The 19,735-nt window shown below is 44.7% G+C and carries 17 protein-coding genes; 11 read left to right on the top strand and 6 right to left on the bottom strand.

Annotation, left to right across the window (positions count from 1 at the left end):
- Positions 1 to 188 precede the first annotated feature (188 nt).
- Positions 189 to 500: a DNA methyltransferase gene (locus tag QUA42_RS17750; RefSeq protein WP_333138693.1), complete on the bottom strand. Its 312-nt coding sequence runs from the start codon at positions 498 to 500 to the stop codon at positions 189 to 191.
- A 165-nt stretch (positions 501 to 665) separates the two neighbouring features.
- On the opposite strand from QUA42_RS17750, the gene ribBA reads away from it, so the two are divergent.
- The 8 genes from ribBA to QUA42_RS17710 all read left to right on the top strand — a co-directional run bounded on the left by ribBA (position 666) and on the right by QUA42_RS17710 (position 13,328).
- Entirely contained in the window at positions 666 to 2,381 is a 1,716-nt protein-coding gene (gene ribBA, locus QUA42_RS17745; RefSeq protein WP_333138691.1) for a bifunctional 3,4-dihydroxy-2-butanone-4-phosphate synthase/GTP cyclohydrolase II, read from the top strand.
- Between the two features lie 268 nt (positions 2,382 to 2,649).
- On the top strand, positions 2,650 to 3,105 hold the full coding sequence (locus QUA42_RS17740; RefSeq protein WP_333138689.1) for an HAD domain-containing protein: 456 nt from the start codon (positions 2,650 to 2,652) through the stop codon (positions 3,103 to 3,105).
- 129 nt (positions 3,106 to 3,234) lie between these two features.
- Positions 3,235 to 4,503 (top strand): transposase, encoded by a 1,269-nt coding sequence (locus tag QUA42_RS17735; RefSeq protein ID WP_333138687.1) that lies wholly within the window; start codon positions 3,235 to 3,237, stop codon positions 4,501 to 4,503.
- 43 nt (positions 4,504 to 4,546) lie between these two features.
- Complete coding sequence (locus QUA42_RS17730) at positions 4,547 to 5,986, top strand: pentapeptide repeat-containing protein (protein ID WP_333138685.1); 1,440 nt, start codon at positions 4,547 to 4,549, stop codon at positions 5,984 to 5,986.
- A 98-nt stretch (positions 5,987 to 6,084) separates the two neighbouring features.
- Complete coding sequence (locus QUA42_RS17725) at positions 6,085 to 7,818, top strand: ATP-binding protein (protein ID WP_333138683.1); 1,734 nt, start codon at positions 6,085 to 6,087, stop codon at positions 7,816 to 7,818.
- An 878-nt stretch (positions 7,819 to 8,696) separates the two neighbouring features.
- Positions 8,697 to 9,701: an RNA polymerase sigma factor, RpoD/SigA family gene (locus QUA42_RS17720; RefSeq protein WP_333035894.1), complete on the top strand. Its 1,005-nt coding sequence runs from the start codon at positions 8,697 to 8,699 to the stop codon at positions 9,699 to 9,701.
- A gap of 389 nt (positions 9,702 to 10,090) precedes the next feature.
- Entirely contained in the window at positions 10,091 to 10,588 is a 498-nt protein-coding gene (locus tag QUA42_RS17715; RefSeq protein WP_333138681.1) for a hypothetical protein, read from the top strand.
- Positions 10,589 to 10,790: 202 nt separating this feature from the next.
- Positions 10,791 to 13,328, top strand: coding sequence for a CHASE4 domain-containing protein (locus QUA42_RS17710; protein ID WP_333138678.1), 2,538 nt, complete (start codon positions 10,791 to 10,793; stop codon positions 13,326 to 13,328).
- A gap of 49 nt (positions 13,329 to 13,377) precedes the next feature.
- Here the strand turns inward: QUA42_RS17710 and cobO are convergent, their stop codons facing one another.
- From cobO to QUA42_RS17695, 3 genes are all read right to left on the bottom strand, one after another.
- The gene (gene cobO / locus QUA42_RS17705) at positions 13,378 to 14,013 is read right to left on the bottom strand and encodes a cob(I)yrinic acid a,c-diamide adenosyltransferase (RefSeq protein WP_333138677.1); all 636 of its coding nucleotides are present in this window, start codon (positions 14,011 to 14,013) and stop codon (positions 13,378 to 13,380) included.
- A 59-nt stretch (positions 14,014 to 14,072) separates the two neighbouring features.
- Positions 14,073 to 14,651 carry a Uma2 family endonuclease gene (locus tag QUA42_RS17700; RefSeq protein WP_333138674.1) on the bottom strand — a complete coding sequence of 193 codons (579 nt, stop codon included), beginning with the start codon at positions 14,649 to 14,651 and terminating at the stop codon, positions 14,073 to 14,075.
- 155 nt (positions 14,652 to 14,806) lie between these two features.
- Positions 14,807 to 15,430 (bottom strand): hypothetical protein, encoded by a 624-nt coding sequence (locus QUA42_RS17695; RefSeq protein ID WP_333138673.1) that lies wholly within the window; start codon positions 15,428 to 15,430, stop codon positions 14,807 to 14,809.
- A gap of 117 nt (positions 15,431 to 15,547) precedes the next feature.
- On the opposite strand from QUA42_RS17695, the gene QUA42_RS17690 reads away from it, so the two are divergent.
- The 3 genes from QUA42_RS17690 (at position 15,548) to rimM (ending at position 18,436) form a co-directional block, all read left to right on the top strand.
- Positions 15,548 to 16,822 carry a molybdopterin-binding protein gene (locus QUA42_RS17690; protein ID WP_333138671.1) on the top strand — a complete coding sequence of 425 codons (1,275 nt, stop codon included), beginning with the start codon at positions 15,548 to 15,550 and terminating at the stop codon, positions 16,820 to 16,822.
- Between the two features lie 116 nt (positions 16,823 to 16,938).
- Positions 16,939 to 17,571 carry a response regulator gene (locus QUA42_RS17685; RefSeq protein ID WP_015179099.1) on the top strand — a complete coding sequence of 211 codons (633 nt, stop codon included), beginning with the start codon at positions 16,939 to 16,941 and terminating at the stop codon, positions 17,569 to 17,571.
- Positions 17,572 to 17,794: 223 nt separating this feature from the next.
- Positions 17,795 to 18,436 carry a ribosome maturation factor RimM gene (gene rimM, locus QUA42_RS17680; protein WP_333138669.1) on the top strand — a complete coding sequence of 214 codons (642 nt, stop codon included), beginning with the start codon at positions 17,795 to 17,797 and terminating at the stop codon, positions 18,434 to 18,436.
- A gap of 63 nt (positions 18,437 to 18,499) precedes the next feature.
- On the opposite strand, the gene QUA42_RS17675 is transcribed toward rimM, so the two are convergent.
- Both QUA42_RS17675 and QUA42_RS17670 read right to left on the bottom strand, forming a co-directional pair.
- Positions 18,500 to 18,970: a phosphate-starvation-inducible PsiE family protein gene (locus QUA42_RS17675; protein WP_333138667.1), complete on the bottom strand. Its 471-nt coding sequence runs from the start codon at positions 18,968 to 18,970 to the stop codon at positions 18,500 to 18,502.
- Positions 18,971 to 19,327: 357 nt separating this feature from the next.
- Positions 19,328 to 19,639 carry an RNA recognition motif domain-containing protein gene (locus tag QUA42_RS17670; RefSeq protein ID WP_332948676.1) on the bottom strand — a complete coding sequence of 104 codons (312 nt, stop codon included), beginning with the start codon at positions 19,637 to 19,639 and terminating at the stop codon, positions 19,328 to 19,330.
- Between the last annotated feature and the right edge of the window lie 96 nt (positions 19,640 to 19,735).

Here is a 19,735-nt window from a genome sequence, read left to right as displayed (position 1 = left end):
AATACGTCAATATACTTACACACAGAAAATTATTTAGGATTGTTTATAAATATAGAAAATCATTTAGGATTGCTATACCATAGAAACTTTTCATTGCGGGGTGAAAAGAACTTGCTGCCCGCAACTCCCGCGCCGTAGTTCCAGACAACTTCTTGAATCAGATAAAAAGGCACTTTGTCCCAAAGCAGCTAGGAAATCGGAATTGCTTTGGCCCGATCGCGAATTGACAAATAACCTAAATTAAGCCAAAACGCTCCTCGATCGAGCGTTACCCGGTAAACCTCCGCTATCCACTGCTCGCACCAGTTTAAATACTCATCTAATACCAAGGATTTTTCGTACTCTTTGCCGATGTTATAAGGCGGGCTGGTAACGGTTAAATCTACAAATTGATCGGGTAGCAGCTTCAATGCTTCCAAGCAATCCATGTTATAAATTACGCAATTAGGAGCTTGGAAGTACGGTTTACCTAAAATATTCGCGATCTCAGTCAAGCTCATGAAATATTGGGGAGAGATTTTGTTGACAAGATGCAATAATTATAGTAAGTGAGTTGAGAAATATTGTCAAACTCATCTGGACTGGGAAATCGCCCTGTCGGAAACAAAAGGTTACAATCACAAATACATTCTATTTCCATAACATTTTATAGCTTGAACTCCTCAGTGCCAAATAACAACTCCTCAACACAATTATTTCAATTTGACTCGATCGACAGCGCCCTCGCAGACCTCAAAGCAGGTCGCATGGTGGTAGTAGTCGATGACGAAAATCGCGAAAACGAAGGCGACGTGATTTGTGCCGCCCAATTCGCCACCCCCGACAACATCAACTTTATGGCCGTGAACGCGCGGGGTTTGATTTGTCTAGCCTTGAGTGGCGAAAGGCTCGATCGCCTGGAATTGCCCCTGATGGTCAGCAAAAACACCGACAACAACCAAACTGCCTTCACCGTCAGCATCGATGCAGTCAACGGTGTCAGTACCGGTATCTCGGCCGAAGACAGAGCCCGCACCATCCAAGTAGCCATCCACCCGGACACCAAACCTCAAGACTTGCGCCGTCCCGGTCACATTTTCCCCCTGCGGGCGATCGACGGTGGCGTCCTCAAACGCGCCGGTCACACCGAAGCTTCGGTTGACCTCGCCAGACTCGCCGGCCTGTATCCCAGCGGCGTCATCTGCGAAATTCAAAACCCCGACGGTTCGATGGCGAGGTTGCCGGAATTGATCGAGTACGCGAAAACCCACAACCTAAAAATAATCAGTATTGCCGACTTAATTAGCTACCGACTCAAGCACGATCGATTCGTCCGCCGCGAAACCGTCGCCAAATTGCCCACTCAATTCGGCGAGTTTATGATTTACGCCTACCGCGACACCCAAGACAATTCAGAACACGTTGCTATTGTCAAGGGCGACCCGGCAGAATTTAAAGACAAACCCGTGATGGTGCGGGTGCATTCCGAATGCCTGACCGGCGATGCTTTGGGTTCCCTGCGCTGCGACTGCCGGATGCAACTGCAAGCGGCGCTGAAAATGATCGAAAATGTCGGTTCTGGCGTCATAGTTTACTTGCGCCAAGAAGGTCGGGGTATTGGATTGGTAAATAAACTAAAAGCTTACTCGCTGCAAGATTTGGGATTGGATACGGTAGAAGCCAACGAACGGTTGGGATTTCCCGCCGACTTGCGGAACTACGGCGTCGGAGCACAAATGCTCAACGATTTGGGAGTTAAAAAAATTCGGTTGATTACCAACAACCCGCGCAAAATTGCGGGTTTGAAAGGTTACGGGATTGAAGTAGCCGATCGCGTCCCCTTACTAATTGAAGCCACAGATTACAACTCGATCTATCTGGCAACAAAAGCCGAAAAACTCGGTCATATGCTACTGCAAACTTATTTAGTAACAGTGGCGATTCAGTGGAACGAAACGAAGGAAGAAGGTAGAAGCCAGAAACCAGAAGGAAAAGAGGAAGATTCTGCCATTCAAAATCGGTACGAACACCTCGAAAAACTGCGGCATTTGGCGGCTAACCAGCACTTGCTTCTGCAAGAAGAAGCGCGGCCGGTGGGAATAGCCCTTTTCGGAGAAGGCTCCCTCATCGTTCACCTCGGCTTCGATCAACCCGGACTCGCAGCCCCCGACTGGTACAAAGATCCAAACCATCCTTACGTCAAGGCGATCGGTCAAATTTTGGGCGAAATCAGCACTGAGCCGAATTTGCAAACATTAGAATTCATGGTTTCCTCCGGTGGAGATCCGCTCAAAACCCTGCAAGTCCAGCTCGATCGCGAGACATTCCTTTTGTCGGAATTAACCGGAATTTGCGAGCGGCTCGAACCTCAAAAAATCTACAGTTTTGCCCCTATTCCCTGAAGGCAGAAGGTAGAAGGCAACCCCCCCTATCCCAGCAGGGGGGAAGGCCCAAGCCCAGAAAAACAGTGAATTTCAGAACAATACTTGTTGATACCAACATCTTCCTTTCGTCAGAAAGCAGCAGCCCAGAAAAACTGTGAATAACAATATTGATTGCAGTCTAACAAGTCGATGCAGCGAACACTTGATAGAGTATCGTAGATGCACATTTATATTGTTATTAATAAGTATTAATAGTCCTTAAATCATTCAATAGAAATTTTACTTAATGTTAATTTTCTTAGATATTGATGGTGTCCTTATTCCTAACAGAATATATGAAAAATATGCAGAACCAGAAAACATAATTAAATTTAATTCAGCTTGCCTTAATCACTTGGAAAATGTTCTTCGTTCCTATCCTAATGTGCGAGTAGTAATTTCATCATCCTGGCGTGAAATATTCCCCTTCGAGGTAATCCAGCCATTATTTTCACCAGATATCGCTATCCGTATTATCGGATTCACCCCTTTTCTCAACCCCAAAAATATTCACCAAGACAAATATTTACGACACCAGGAAGTTCTTGAGTATCTTCGACAAAATCAAGCAGAAAACTCACCTTGGGTAGCAATTGACCATATTCCAGAACACTATCCGCCAGATGCGCCAGTTGTCGCTATTGATGATTACAATGGTTTTGACCAGAACTCAGCAAAGATACTTTCAGAATATCTAACTTGATTTCAAAGGTTAGACAAAAAGTATTGTAAAACTTCATTTAGTTTATAAGCAATTATAAACAATAATGGTATTATATTGTTGTGAGTGTTGAACAAGGAATACGCATAGCCCAAAGAACGGAAGTCTCAAATGCAACTAACAGAGAGGCACATCATTAAATCAACGGAACACCGTTTCGCCCAAATAGACGAACTAGCTTTCAAGTCCAAAAACCTCTACAATGCCGCCAATTACGTCATTCGTCAGAGCTTTATTTATGGATGGGGTTATGTCAGTTATAACGAAATGAACCGATTGATGAAGTCTCATGAAGCCTACAAGGCTTTGCCTGCCAAAGTAAGCCAGCAAATCTTAATGGTGTTAGACAAGAATTGGAAATCATTTTTTGAAGCAGTTAAAGCTTACAAGGCTGATTCTTCAAAATTCACAGGTCGCCCAAAATTGCCAAAGTACAAAGACAAAACCAAAGGGCGAAACCTTCTCGTCTACACGATTCAAGCGATTAGTAGTAAACAGTTGAAGAAAGGAATCATTAAACTTTCGGGTACTGAACTTTCAATCAAAACCAAAATCGCTCCTGATAAGATTTGCCAAGTTAGGCTGGTTCCGAAATGTGATTCCTATGTAATTGAGGTAATTTATGATGAACCGGAGTCCATTCTTGGCACCGCAAATTCTGTAGCTAGTATTGATTTAGGACTAGATAATTTAGTGGCGTTAACTTCAAATCAACCGGGATTTATCCCTTTGTTGATCAACGGGCGACCATTGAAATCGATTAATCAGTTCTACAACAAACGCTCTTCACGATTACAATCCCAGTTAAAAGGGAACCGCAAAACGTCACCCAGGATTCAGCGCTTAACTCGTTGTCGCCATCAAAAAGTTGATAATTACTTGCATCATGCTAGTCGCCTGATTGTTGGGATTTTAAATACAAAACAAATTGGGACGCTAGTAATTGGCAAGAATGCACAGTGGAAAACTGAAATTAATCTAGGGAAGCAAACCAACCAAAACTTTGTTAGTATTCCTCACTCTCGATTAATTGAAATGTTGGAGTACAAAGCTCGGTTGGCGGGAATCAATGTAATTGTGCAGGAAGAATCCTACACATCGCGGGCCAACTTCGTGGGTCTAGACCCAATCCCTGTCTACGGGAAAACAGAAAAAGAGCCGATGTTTACTGGTAAGCGTATCAAGCGAGGTTTATACAAAACATCGACTGGTCAGTTAATTAATTCTGATATCAACGCTTCCTACAACATCCTCAGAAAAGCAATCCCAAATGCGTTCAGCAATGGGATAGGGAGCTGCGTAGTTCAGCCGAGGCGGGTTAATCCGCTCAAAGTAAAAGTGAAGGGGGAGGGGCTTAAAGCCTCCCATGTCTATAAATGACTATACTTTTGCCAGCTATCGGAATAGAGAGGGTAAATTTGACATGGAAATGAACGTTGGTGACTTTCTGCACCGACTCGATCTCAGGGGACAAGCACTTAAAGGCACCAACCTCGGCGGTGCGGAACTCCGGGGAGCAAACCTCAGAGGCACGGATCTCCAAGAAACTAACCTCAGTGGCGCTATGCTCAGGTATGCAGACCTGATTGAAGCCGACCTCAGCGGCGCCAATCTCAGCGGGGCGGATTTAGCTGAATCATTTCTTAATTTAGCTAACCTCACTAGAGCCGATTTGACTGGTGCTGTCCTCCGAGAAGCTAATCTTGTAGGAGCCGAATTCACCGGTGCCAACCTCAAACAAGCAAGTTTGATCAAGGCTAATTTAGTTGGAGCAAATCTCCACGAAGCCAACTTAACCAGAGCCAACCTCAGTGGGGCCGATTTGCGCGGTTCTCAGTTGAGTGGCGCCATTTTAGACAAGGCGGTATACAACAACCGGACTATCTTTCCCGATGATATTGATCCGGGTGCAATGGGAGCATTTTTGCTAGCTCCCAATGCTTCGCTCCCTGGCTTAAATCTGGCTATGGTAGATTTGACCGAAGCCGATTTAAAAGGAGCCGATTTGCGGCGGACAAACTTATACAAAGCTATTTTATTTGGCGCAAAACTCGATCGGGCAAACTTAGCAGGAGCCAACCTCAGCGCAGCGGACTTGAGGGAAGCTAGTTTGAGCGGTACGATTTTGGAGAAAGCTGTTTACAGCAACAAAACATTGTTTTCAGAAGGCATTGACCCCGCTCTGGGCGGAGCTTATTTAATTGCTCCCAATGTATCGCTGCAAGGGGTAAACTTAACCGGAGCCGACTTAAACGGGTCAGATTTAAGCGGAGCTAATTTGAGCGCTTCTAACTTAAGTTCGGTCAATCTCAAAAATGTAGATCTCAGCAGAGCTAGCTTAAAAAAAGCTTACCTCAAAGGTGCAAACTTGGAGCAAACAGATTTGAGAGGAGCCGATTTAAGCGGCGCAATTTTACACCAAGTAAACTTGAGTTCTGCTGACCTTCGGGGTGTAGACTTAACAAGGGCTGACCTCAGCGGTGCTAATTTAAGAGATGCCGATTTGAGGGAGACAGATTTCACCGGAGCTACTTTGCTGTTCGCTAACTTGAGCGGGGCCGACTTGAGAGGTGTAGACTTGACAAAAGCTAACCTCAGTGGCGCTAAGTTAAACGAAGCTGATCTCCGAAAAGCAGATTTGATGAGAGTAAATTTGGAGGGAGCAGATTTAACTGAGGCAGACTTGAGCGATGCTCATTTATTCCGAGTTAATCTCAGAGGTGCTAACCTGAAAGGTACTAACCTCAAAGGCGCAAGTTTAAAAGGGGTATTTTTGACCGACGCTTATTTGAGCGAAACGGATTTGACAGATATACATCTGAGTCCGAGTTTTTTTGAATTGCCATTAGAATCGGAATGGTAATTAGTTGACTGTTAACAATCAAAAATCTACAATCAAAACTCGCCCCGCGAAAATTGCCCGATTATTAACAATCGAAAATCTAAAATCTAAAATCTAAAATGGATCGACCGTTAGGCTCTGTTATTCAAGGTTCCCTGAGCAAGGGATTAGAAGTGCGACTGCACGCCGATGTTTCGGTGGAAGATATGAGGGTGGGGAAATTTCTAGTAGTGCGGGGGGTGCGATCGCACTTTTTCTGTATGCTCACCGACGTGTCTCTCGGAACTTCTAGCGCCCGCATTTTATCGAATCCTCCCAATCCCGACGACGATTTTCTGCTCGCAGTGCTAGCAGGTAGCAGCACCTACGGTACGATCGAACTGTCGCCGATGTTGATGTTGACTGCTGAGAGAGAAAAACAGCAGGCAATTTTCGACCCGACGAAAAACGGCGGAGTTCGCGAGAATAAGCTGGCGTTAGGAAATTTGGCTTCTTTTGAGTCACAAACGGGTGCGGATATTGAGTTGCTGCCGGTTAAAACTATTCCCAGCCACTTTTCGCAGGTGTTTGATGCCAAAGAAACTGATTTTCGAGCAGTTTTTGGCTGGGAAGATGACCCGTACCGCCGCAATTTTGCGATCGGCAAACCGATTGACATGGACGTTGCTGTATGCTTGGATTTAGACCGATTTGTGGAACGCAGCAACGGCGTTTTTGGCAAGTCGGGAACGGGAAAATCTTTTCTGACGCGCTTGCTTCTATCGGGAATTATTCGCAAGCAAGCTGCTGTCAATCTAATTTTTGATATGCACTCGGAATACGGGTGGGAAGCTGTTTCGGAAGGGAAACAGTTCAGCACTGTTAAAGGTTTGCGGCAGTTGTTTCCCGATAAAATGCAGATTTATACCCTCGATCCAGAATCGACAAAACGCCGGGGAGTCCGCGACGCTCAAGAGTTATTTTTAAGTTTCGATCAAATTGAAGTGGAAGACATCGCGCTAGTGCAGCGCGAGTTGAATTTGTCGGAAGCTAGTATCGAAAATGCGATTATTTTGCGAAATGAGTTGGGAAGTGGTTGGATAAACAAGTTGCTGGAAATGACCAACGAAGATATCCAAATGTTTTGCGAAGAAAAGCGGGGAAATAAGTCTTCGATTATGGCTTTGCAGCGAAAGTTAGAGAGATTGAATGATTTGAAATACATTCGCAAACGTTGTCCGAAAAATTATGTAACTGAAGTTTTGCAGTGTTTGGATGGCGGGAAGAATGTAGTAATTGAGTTCGGTTCCCACTCGGATTTGCTGTCCTATATGTTGGCGGCAAATGTGATTACTCGCCGCATTCACCAAGCTTACGTGCGGAAAGCAGAGAAGTTTTTGCAGAGTAAAAATCCGTGCGATCGCCCGCAGCCATTGGTGATTACCATAGAGGAAGCTCACCGCTTTCTCGATCCGGCGATCGTGCGATCGACTATTTTCGGTACAATTGCCCGAGAAATGCGAAAATACTTCGTAACCCTGCTGATTGTAGACCAGCGTCCCTCCGGCATCGACGCCGAAGTCATGTCGCAAGTCGGCACCCGGATCACAGCTTTGCTAAACGACGATAAAGACATCGATGCTATTTTTACCGGCGTTTCAGGAGGGCAGAGTTTGCGTTCTGTTTTGGCAAAACTCGACTCCAAACAGCAAGCATTAGTTTTGGGGCACGCCGTACCGATGCCCGTAGTCGTGCAAACTCGCCCCTATGACGAGCAATTCTACAGAGAGATTGGGGATATTGACTGGCAAGAAATGCCCGATGAACAAGTATTTGCCGAGGCAGAATCTGCTAAAATGGATTTGGGATTTTAGATTGACAACTGCTGGATTCATTACAGAAATTAGGCAAATGTTACTGTAAATTAGTCGGGGCGCAGAATTGGCGATCGCGGGCAATGACAGAAATATCTGATTTTTGCCTGAGTTATAAACGAAAAAGTGCGATCGAACCTCAAAAAAATTAGGCCCCAGCTTTGCGTAAAAAGCTTTTCCCCTTTCACCCCCTCACCCCTCATCCCTAACTGCCCAAAATTTGCCTAAGCTTAAACATGATGGAGATGATGGAGCCTCGCAGCACAATGAAAGTCAAACAGGGCAACAGCCAGCCTTTATACACCTTGTCGTTACTCGTAGCAGAATTGGATTAGCATATTTAAATAAAAATGTCAAGAAATATTTTAAACAGTTACTCCCATCTAATACGGCGATCGAGTTCGGTTATCTCGCATCCCACCATCTAGGCAGCGAGAAAATTTCAAGCGATGATGGAACAGAGAGCAAAACAAAGCCCTCGAATTGCATGAGTCTGTTTGCATGAGTATTGTGAAGTTGAGTGGCAGTTAAAACTAACAGGGAATTCAAAACCTTAAGGAAAAATGTAGAATCTTGACCTTAAGACAGAGGTTTTTACCCTTTACGATCCTCAAAATTGGGAATAATATTGAGAAAACTAAACTCTTGCTTCACTTCGCCTTGAACTAGCCGTTAAAGCTAGCGAGCTACCGAAAATCGACAGGGATTACTGGAAAATCCAGCACAAAAGTAATCCCAAACAAAAAGCTTCTACCGATCGTCACCGATAAACATGAGGGGAAACATCCCCTTTGTCGCAGTCTTTATCCCACTTGCAAAAGTGGGACAGGGTATCACCAACTTTTTATCTGTTGTTACAAGGAGTGCAATACTCACCCATGTCCACCACAACCCCCAAAAACAAAACAGTGAAAGCCGATCGCATGGGCAGCCGGCCATACTCCTCAACGGATACGGTTCGTACCTATCTGCACGAGATCGGTCGCGTACCCCTGCTAACCCGAGAAGAAGAAATTGTTTTCGGGAAGCAGGTGCAGCAAATGATGAAATTAATCGAAGCAAAACAAGCACTTGCTAAAGAATGGCAGCGGGATCTGACGAATCAAGAGTGGGCTGCCGAAATGGAGTTGACCGAACCTGAACTTAGCCGCATCTTACACATAGGGCGGCGGGCCAAGCAAAAGATGATTGAAGCCAATTTGCGGCTAGTAGTGGCGATCGCCAAAAAATACCAGAAACGCAATATGGAATTCTTGGATTTAATCCAAGAAGGCACCCTCGGTTTAGAACGAGGAGTCGAAAAATTTGACCCGATGCGGGGATACAAATTTTCCACGTACGCCTACTGGTGGATTCGGCAAGCAATTACCCGCGCGATCGCTCAACACGCCCGCACAATTCGATTGCCAATTCACATCACCGAAAAACTCAACAAAATCAAAAAGGTGCAGCGGGAACTCACGCAGCAGTTGGGCAGATCTCCCTCCCCCGGGGAAATTGCCGCAGCCTTGGAACTGCACCCTTCCCAAATTCGGGAATACCTGCTGATGGCTAGACATCCAGTTTCTTTGGACTTGCGGGTAGGAGACAACCAAGATACCGAATTGCAAGAACTCTTAGAAGACGAAACGGCATCTCCCGACAACTACATTACCTCGGAATTACTGCGGCAAGACCTCAATACTTTGATATCAGAACTTACCCCCCAGCAGCGAGATGTAATAATTCTGCGCTTCGGTTTGGAAGACGGCACGGAAATGTCTCTGGCGAAAGTCGGAGAACGGTTAAATCTCAGCCGGGAACGGGTGCGGCAGCTAGAACATCAAGCCCTTGCCCACCTGCGGCGCCGCCAATCTCAAGTCCGAGAATACTTGGCTAGTTAGTCACTAAAAAAGTTGAGATTTTGGGAAATCTCAACTTTTTTTTTCGTGTTGGCGCTGGTGGGAAGGATACTTTTATACCAGTTAAAAAAAAGAATGCAACTGTAGACCGGTGCTCCAAACCCTGATGAAATACGTCACGCCAAATTATTCAATTCTTTAATCTAAAATTAAAAATCTAAAATGGTATTATTTTAGGGGTCGATCGCGCGATCGGGGCGGAGGCAAAATTGGTCCAAACTAATCTTAGATTTAAGTTCAGGAACCGGGCGGGCGATCGTTCCTTCAAGTTAATAGCCAACATTAAGCCAAATACCCGGTTTCTCTACGATCTTTGTGAAACTGGTACAAGAGGCGCTTGGAACCAGCTATTTTAAATTTTGGGGTCTGGAGTGGTTTTGACTTATTTGATATTGACAGGAAGTTTAGAAGCGATCGCGATCGTGCTTGCTCTCTCGCCCGGTAACTTGAGCATCGCATTCTCCGCACACCGATCACAGGACTCGGACATCAAATCCGACATTTTGAGCTGGCAATCCCCCCCAAATCCTGCGCCAGATACAGCTAGCACAGGTTTAGGAGAGGGAATTTACCTCTACGGTCAGTCGAGCAACCCAGATGAAATTAAACAAGAATATTTTGTATTTGAAATGCGGCAGAGTAAGGTAGTAGGCGCTTTTTACCTGCCTCGGTCTGCTTTTTACTGTTTTTACGGCACAAGCGATCGAACTCAGTTAAATTTAACAGTAGTGGACACTTACGACGGCACTCGCTCTCCCTACTCCGTAAACCTGGAACAGTATTACCCAATTTCTACCATCAGCGAGAACGATCGGCGCATCTTGGGTATTTGCAAGGAAGCTCACCAGCAGCAGGTGTGGGAAAAGTAGGAAACACGCGCTGCGTCAGCAGTCAATCTATTTTAGATTTTAGATTTTAGATGTTAGATTTTAGATTTTAGAATTAAAGAAAGCAACCCCACTGATACATCGGGGGCCCCCGGACCAAATTGCTTTCGCTCAGGGTTCAGGAAACAGCAGTAAAATTGCTCCTGAGTTTAGAATTTCGGACGGACACCACACACATGGCAAGATGAAACTGCGTTGGAAAACACTATCGATCGTTGGCATTACCATCGCTGGACTGACAGGCATTCTGTATGCCGCCTCCTCAAGCATCCTCTTGGGCAGCCTGATCAAAGCAGAGGAACAAGAAGCCACACAGGTTGTCAGGGGAGTGCTCAGCGTGTTCGGGCAAACTGCCGACGACTTCAACTCGCGCTTTGCCGACTGGTCGTCCTGGGACGACACCTACGCTTTCATCCAAAACCGCAACTCAAAATTCATTGACTCCAATTTAATTCCAGAAGGGCTGGCTAATGTGAGAGTTAATATAGCCGTATTTGTCAATACTTCTGGCAAAATAGTTTACGGTACGGGTTTAGACAGCGAAAAGCTGAAACTAACTCCTGTTCCAGAAGCATTAAAACGGCGCATTTCTCTCAGTGACCCGCTGTTGCAGCACCCCAACGTTAAAAGCAGCCTCGCTGGTATCCTGCTGCTACCGTCAGGGCCGATACTGATAAGTTCCCGACCAATTCTTACGACTAAAAGCACCGGCCCGATCCGGGGCACGCTGGTATTCGGGCGCAATTTGGATGCTGCGGGTATTGCGAGGGTTTCTAAAATTACTCGCTTGCCGCTGATCGTACACAGCGTTAATGAGCCTCGGTTGCCTGTAGACTTTCAGAAAGCGCGGGAGAAACTGTCGGAAAAAAAACCGATTTTGGTGCGTCCTTTAAGCGAAGAGTCGATCGCGGGTTACGCTCTGATCCGCGATATTTATAATCAACCGGCGCTGTTGCTGCGGGTGGATATCCCCAGAGAAATATACCGCCAAGGTCAAATTAGTTTGCTGTACCTGCTGGTGTCTGTAGCGTTAGCCGGAGTTGGGTTTGTCGGCTGCACTCTGCTGCTGCTAGAGCGTCTGGTGCTGTCTCGGTTGAGCGGTTTGTCGAAAGCAGTGAAGCGCGTCAGCAGCAGCCAAGACCTCTCGGTGCGACTGCCGGTTACGGGCGAAGATGAGTTGTCCGACCTTGCCCATACTATCAACGGAATGTTGAGTGCGATCGCCCAAGCCGAAAGCGAACAACTTGAGGAAAAAGCCCGCTACCGAGCCGTAGTCGAGCAAGCTACAGATTGTATTTTCCTGTGGGACGCTCAAACCAAACGCCTTTTGGAAGCCAATACAGCGTTTAGAGACTTACTCGATTACAGTCCTGATGCGATTTCGCAACTGACTATTTACGATATCATCGCTTACTCTAAAGACCTAATTGACAACAATATCGAGTTGCTGCTGACGGACAAACAATTCAGAATTGGCGAAGTTCTCTACCGCCGCCGAGACGGTTCCTGCGTGGACGTGGAAGTGAGCGGGAGCGTGATTTCCTACGGCGGTCGCGAGATTATTTGCACTGTTGTCCGCGACATTACCGAGCGCAAGCAAGCCGAAGCCAAACTGCGAGCCTCGGAAGAACGCTACAGACTTTTGTTTAAAAATAACCCCCATCCGATGTGGGTTTACGATTTAGAAACTCTGGAATTTATAGCCGTCAATCAGGCTGCTGTCCAACACTACGGCTACACTCGCGACGAATTTCTCAAGATGACCGTTGCGGACATTCGTCCCCCCCAAGAGCTGCCGAGATTGCTAGAAAATATCTCCCAAGTAGATGCCGGTATTGAGTTTGCAGGTGTGTGGCAGCACCAGAAAAAAGACGGAACAATTATTGATGTAGAAATTACTTCTTATGCCATGCTATTTGATAGCAGAAATGCTGAATTAGTGCTGGCTCACGACGTGACCGACCGCTTGAAAGCCGAGGCAGAACTTTACCAAGCAAAGGAAGCAGCAGAAGCAGCTAGTTTGGCTAAAAGTCAGTTTTTGGCTAACATGAGTCACGAACTGCGAACTCCTCTGAATGCGATTATCGGTTACAGTGAGATTCTGCAAGAAGAGGCTTTAGATTTAGGTGAAGAAAATTTTGTGTCGGATTTGGAGAGAATTCACAATTCAGGTCAGCTTTTACTAACATTAATTAATGATATTCTCGACTTGTCGAAGATTGAAGCCGGTCACGCGGAACTTGAATTAGAAACTTTTGACGTGTCGGAGGCAGTTCAAGATGTAGCCAGCACTGTTGAACCGCTATTTTTGCGAAACACAAATCGCCTGAATGTGGAGTGTCCTAATAATATTGGCGAATTGTATTCCGATCAAATTAAGTTTACTCAAATTTTGTTTAATTTGCTCAGCAATGCAGCTAAATTTACTCATCAAGGAACAATTACACTCAGCGTTGAAAGAATTAAAAATGACTCTAATAGTAGGCATTCTGAACGGTTAATTTTTAAGTGTACTGATACGGGGATTGGGATGACTCCTGAACAGCTAGAAAAGTTATTTCAACCTTTTACGCAAGCTGATGCTTCGACTACCCGCAAGTACGGAGGTACGGGTTTGGGTTTGGCAATAGCCCAGAAATACTCTCAGATGCTGGGGGGAGAAATTACTGTGAGTAGCGAGTTTGGCAAGGGGTCAACTTTTACTTTAACCTTGCCAGCATAGCTTTATTTGAAATTTTATATGGGGGAAAAAGTCTTGACTACAAAAAACATTAATACTCAATACCTGGTTGAGCTTTAATGCCTTGTTCTCGGAATGGATGCTTAACTAAAGTCATTTCTGTCACCAAGTCGGCGCGTTCGATTAGCGCTGGCGGGGCGCCTCTGCCTGTTAAAATAATGTGGGTTTCTTCTGGTTTTTGTTCTAACCCGGAAAGCACTTGCTCGACTTGCAAATAACCTAGTTTTAATGCTATATTGACTTCATCTAGAAGAACTAATTTAAATTCGGGATTGCAGATGAAAGTTAGGGATTTTTCCCAGGCTTTTTGAGCTGTTTCGATATCTCGATCGCGGTCTTGCGTGTCCCAGGTAAAGCCTTCCCCCATTGCGTGGAATTCTAGCTGTTTTTCCCAGAGTTGAAAAACGGCTTTTTCTGCTGGTTCCCAAGCTCCCTTAATAAATTGTACTATAGCGACGCGGTATCCGTGACCGAGCGATCGCACAACCATTCCCAAAGCGGCTGTAGTTTTACCTTTACCGTTACCCGTATTAACTATAATTAAACCTTTTTCTTTGGAGGAGTTAGCGATTCGCTGTGATTGCACTTCTTGGCGGCGCTGCATTTTCTGTTTGTGTTGTTCCGCTGTTAAGCCAGTGGTTGCAGTGGTTTCTGTATTGGTTTCCATTAGATTTTGTTAAACTGCAGATGAATGCAAATAAACGCTGATAGATGCAGGATGTCTAGTTATTGCCATAGTGTTTTCAAGTTTAGCACGAAACCGGGCAAAACATCTTCTCCTGAAAGTTCTGTTGGACATTCCAAAACTTCTATTTCTTGTCTTTGGCGATAGATTTCGACTCGGCGGGTTTTGCGGTTGATTAACCAGCCTAATTTTACTTGGTTATTCATGTATTCTTGCATTTTGTCTTGAGTGTCTTTTAGACTATCGGTGGGCGACATTAACTCTAAGACAAAATCCGGGGCAATCGGTGGAAATTTTTGTTTTTGTTCGGGAGTTAGTGCCTCCCACCTTGATTTTTGAATCCAAGAGACATCGGGAGAACGATTGGCACCGCTGGGCAGTTGGAAGCAAGTTGAAGAATCGAAACAAACTCCTAGTTTACTTTGTCTGTTCCAAATCACAAAATCCGCATTAATTTCTGAATTGTAATTTCCGGTTTCTCCTCCTGTGGGTGACATAACGATTATTTCTCCTTGGGCGTTGCGTTCAAATTTGACATCGGGGTTTTCGCGGCACAGTTGATAAAATTGGTCGTCGGTTATTTTGGCGATCGAGTTGAAGTTGATGGTAACTGCTATCATGGTATTTTATCAGGATGCGTTGGGATTTTTAAGCCAGATAATGTATATGAATGCGGCTCAATGCCGAGCGATGCCGATGCTGTAAATATTAGTGATAGATAAAGAGAATTTTAGGAATATTTTTTTTCTGCACTTTTGCTCATTATATCACCTACTTATAACGAGCTGTTTATATTTTTATATAAAGCTTTTTGGAGGAAAGACTTACAGACATACCAATAATAAAATGCAATGTTTATTTCGCTAAGCAATTTAGGTACTCCCTCTAGTAAACTGGAGAATATTTTATTTTTTAAATGCAGGGAATCCACGCCGATCGCACAAAACAACAAGCCCAAACCAGCTAACAATATTTGGTAGGGAGTTAACTGTAGTTCTCGCCTAAAAAACCATCCGTAGGAAGACAAAAGAAGGGCGTACAAAAGACTTACTCCTAGCTTGGGAATTCCTACGGGTATCATATATATATGAATTCTGTAAATTTGATTCAGCAGAAATCCACCTGTTAAAAGAGCGGAAAATAAAATAAATCTATTTTGTTTTGGACACGGTTTAAGAGTTTTAGCTAATCCATAGGTGAAAGTACAAACAACGACTGGTACAGAACATAAAATTTGGAAAGTCCGAGTTAACAAGGCGACATTGGGATGGGGAGAAAAATAAGGCTGAAAAAATAAATCGCTGATTTTTAACCCTGAAAGTTGAGTGAAAAATATCAGTAGCGCAACCACTAATAAGGATAAACAATTTAGTCTGACAACAAAGCGCGAAATAGTCATAAGCAATTAATACCCACAATTAGGTTTACTGCCCAAATACAAAAAAATTATATCACCAATATCTCTGGATATTTTGCTAAACTTAATCATGAGTATTATCAAAACAAGGAGACAGTGATGCTGTCAGTGAAAGAAGCAGAATCGATCGTTCTAAATTTGGCGCAACCCCTCGACAGTCAGCGGGATGTAGAAACTGTAGACTTGCTGGCAGCATCGGGGCGCATTTTGGCTGCACCAGTCACTGGTTCCCTGGACTTTCCTTATTGGGATAATTCAGCAATGGATGGGTACGCGGTGCGGTTTGCGGATGTGGAAAAATGTAGTGCCGAAAAACCCGTGGTACTCGAAGTAGTTGAAGAGATTCCAGCCGGATATCAGCCTCAAAATACCGTCCAATCCGGGCAAGCGGCGCGAATTTTTACGGGTGGGGTGATGCCTGCGGGTGCTGATACGGTGGTAATGCAGGAAGAAACGAGGCGTGAGGGCGATCGTATTTTTATCTTAGTTTCTCCTGAAAAACCGCAAGCATTTGTCAGGCACAAAGGCGCTTTTTATCAAGCAGGAACAACTTTGCTAACTCCCGGTACAGTTATCAATGCCCCTGAAATGGCGGTGTTAGCAACTGCCCAGTGCATTCAAGTTCCCGTTTATCGGCGGCTGCGGGTGGCAATTTTTTCTACGGGTGACGAATTGGTATCGCCTGACGAACCTTTGGCACCGGGGAAACTGGTAGACTCGAATCAGTATGCTTTGACGGTTTTGTTGGCACAGATGGGATTTGAACCGATTCGATTGGGGATTGTTCCTGATAATGAAGATGCGTTAAATAAGGCGATATCCCGGGCTGTTGCGACGGGGGATGTGGTGCTTTCTACGGGGGGCGTCTCGGTAGGAGACTACGATTATGTCGAGAAAATTTTGGCAGATTTGGGAGGAAAAGTTCACATTAGTTCTGTGGCGATTAAGCCGGGGAAACCTTTAACGGTTGCTGCGTTTAAACGAGGTGAAAAAAATGATGATTCGCCGAGTTTGAGTTCGGATTGTCTCTATTTTGGTTTGCCGGGAAATCCGGTTTCGGCTTTAGTCTGCTGTTGGCGTTTTGTTGTGCCTGCTTTGAGAAAAATTTCTGGGCTTGCCGCGGATGCTTGGGGGCCGGAGTTTGTCAAAGCTAGGTGTAATTCTGAATTGCCATCCCCCGGCAAGCGCGAAACTTATGTTTGGGGTAAACTACATTTAGTTATGGGAGTGTGGGAATTTGAACCTGCTAGCGGCAGCCAAAATTCAGCAAATTTAATTAATCTCGCCAATACAAGTGGTTTAGCAGTTTTGCCACCGGGGGACACCTGGATTGTACCGGGCGAATTCGTGGAGGTTTTAAAAGTTAGTCAGTAGTCAGTAGTTATTTGTTAGTTGTTATTGGTTCGGTGTAAGTTGATGTAAAATATTAATAACTAAGTAATATTCTTCCTTCCTTCTTCCTTCTTCCTTCTTCCTTCTTCCTCCGTATTATGAAAATTTTAATTGTTGAAGATGACCCGATGATGCAACTGGGATTAGAGCAAGTTTTAGCCGATTCCCCAGAAATAGAAATAGTAGGACAAGCAGAAGACGGCTATTTAGGCGTAGCAGCCGCACTGAAACTCAAACCTGATATTATTGTAATGGATATCGGTTTGCCGCGGCTCGACGGCATAGCAGCGACGCAGCAAATTAAAGCACAACTGCCAGAAGTTCGAGTAGTAATGTTAACTTCTCACACGGCAGAAACTGAAATTATTGCTGCCCTTTCTAGCGGGGCTGATGCTTATTGTATTAAAGGTGCTTCCGTAGACAGGCTGTTAGCAGCGATTGCAGCCGCAGCAGAGGGCGCTACATATCTTGACCCTCAAATTGCCCGGACTGTCATCGAACACCTGAAACCCCCGATACCTGCCTCTACAACTACTTTTGGCCAGTTGTCGCAGCGGGAATTGGAGGTGTTAAAATTAATGGTGGAAGGTAACAGCAATCCAGAGATAGCAGCGGCGCTTTACTTGAGTCCAAATACTATTAAAACTCACGTTCGCGGTATTATGAATAAGTTGGCAGTGGATGACCGCGTGCAAGCAGCAGTTGTAGCACTGAGAACAGGATTGGTGTAAAGAAGGAAGTTCGGCAACGGATTTTTTAACGGAGTTAACGGATGTAGCGGATGGATGTTGATGGAAGATGGAAGTTGGGCAACAGATTGTTTAACGGATTTAACGGCAATCCGCAAGAGGTTCGATTGAATAATTCTTAGTTACCAATTCCTAATTACCAATTACCAATTAGCAATTTCCAATTACCAATTATCAATTACTAGCAATTTGAGTGATATAATGTATGTCTGAGTGGATAGAAATCGGTAAAATTGTAGCAGCTCAAGGTTTGGACGGGGAAGTGCGAGTCTATCCCGATTCGGATTTCCCGGAAAGGTTTATCGAACCCGGGAAGCGGTGGATTTTGCGCCCTAACAAAAGTGAACCGGAACCGATCGAGTTTTTGGGCGGTCGCTACATTCCGGGCAAAGGGCTGTATGCTGTAGAGGTAGAGGGTGTGGAAGACCGCGATAGTGCTGAGGCGCTGCGGGGCTGTAAGTTGTTTGTTGAAAAGACTGATCGACCTTACCTCGAATCTGATGAGTTTTACGTCCAAGATTTGATCGGTATGGAAGTTTTTAACCAGTTAACCGGGGAAATCCTAGGCAAGGTAAGTGATATTATTCCCGCAGGTAACGACCTTTTAGAAGTAGAAACGAATCTAACGGCGCCGGAAACTGTCGCCGCAGAATTAGAAAAGCCAAAACAGCCTGAAACTCCACAAGCTAACGCTGACCCCAGAAATACCCGCAAACCACGGAAAATTCGCGTTAAAGAGCCTAAATCCACAAAAATTTTGATTCCTTTTGTGGAAGAGATTGTGCCAATTGTTGACTTAGAACAAGGCAGAATTGAAATTGTGCCTCCTCCTGGTTTGTTGGAATAATATCATGTCCGGTTGATCGACCGGACATGATATTAGTTATTAACAATTCCCAAACCCCCATTCCTAATGCCCACTATTATCGTTTCCTCTATTTGTGGACCGCACTATCAAGTAACTGATGGAAAGCGCGAAAATTGCAATCGCCAAACCAATCAAGTCGGCTGCGGTTTTCTTTTCCAGGTCAAGAATGATGATTTTTCTAGATACTGCTATCAAAGAAGTTACAATAACTAGCTCTACTTGAATTACGTGCTTTTTCAGATAAGCTGTAATATTTTCCAATATTTCCAGAGCAATTAAAACATTTAAAAACAACCCAAATATGACAAACAACGTGTCTTTTAACAAATCATCACTGTGGTTTACCCATTCTTTTGCTAAAAAAATCAGCAAATCGCAAACGCTGAGGAGAATTACCCAAATCATCGCGAGTGATAAAATTTTCGATATTATTACTTCTACACTTTCTGTAAAATGCAGAAATTGTTCCTCATTGCCTAAGTTAAAAATTTGCCTAAATATTTTTTTCAGCATACCAGTGATTTAATCATCATTCTTGATGATTTTGTCATTGTTCGGTACACTTTGCAAGCGCCAAACTCTGCGAGTGCGTGGTTGCACAGCGGGAACCGGGTACTGGGGAAGGAGGCTCTCTCTGCCTGTTATATTTTATAGTTCGGGTCAGCTAGCAATCGATCGCACGCCATCGACCTCCTGATTAATATTTTTTGCCATAAAAAAACCTCAAACTATTGTCTAGCAATATTTTGAGGCTTTTAAGGCGCGGTGCTATCACTGAGCTAATTATCTATTCTCAACAGAGAATGATTGTTGAATCCCAGCTTACTCCGACGGAATACACAAGTGAGCTAAAAATTTAGCTCGGGTGGTTTAGTAGCGACGAGAATTGCCACCGCGATCGTTGTTACCCCAGTTACCGCTGTTAGAAGAACCACGTTCTTCGCGGGGTTTTGCCTTATTGACCTTGAGGTCGCGACCCATCCACTCAGCACCGTCAAGAGCCTCAATGGCTGCAGCTTCTTCGGCTTCAGTAGACATTTCTACAAAAGCGAAGCCCCGCATCCGACCTGTTTCCCGGTCAGCAGGCAACTGAACGCGCTTTACTGTTCCGTACTCTCCAAAAGTTTGGTTGAGGTGCTCCTGCGTTACTTCGTAGGATAAATTGCCGACATAGATTGACATTGAACATTCTCCAGAATCAGAGGGTGTAGAGATTTAAATCCGGAGGAACGCCGATCGAACGAACTGTACTGCCGAAAATAAAGCCTTGTAAAACGA

Origin of the sequence: Microcoleus sp. Pol11C2, assembly GCF_036701505.1 — a bacterium.
Classification (GTDB): domain Bacteria; phylum Cyanobacteriota; class Cyanobacteriia; order Cyanobacteriales; family Microcoleaceae; genus Microcoleus.
Note: the sequence above shows the minus strand (reverse complement) of the source record. Positions and strands in the feature narration are given on the sequence as shown.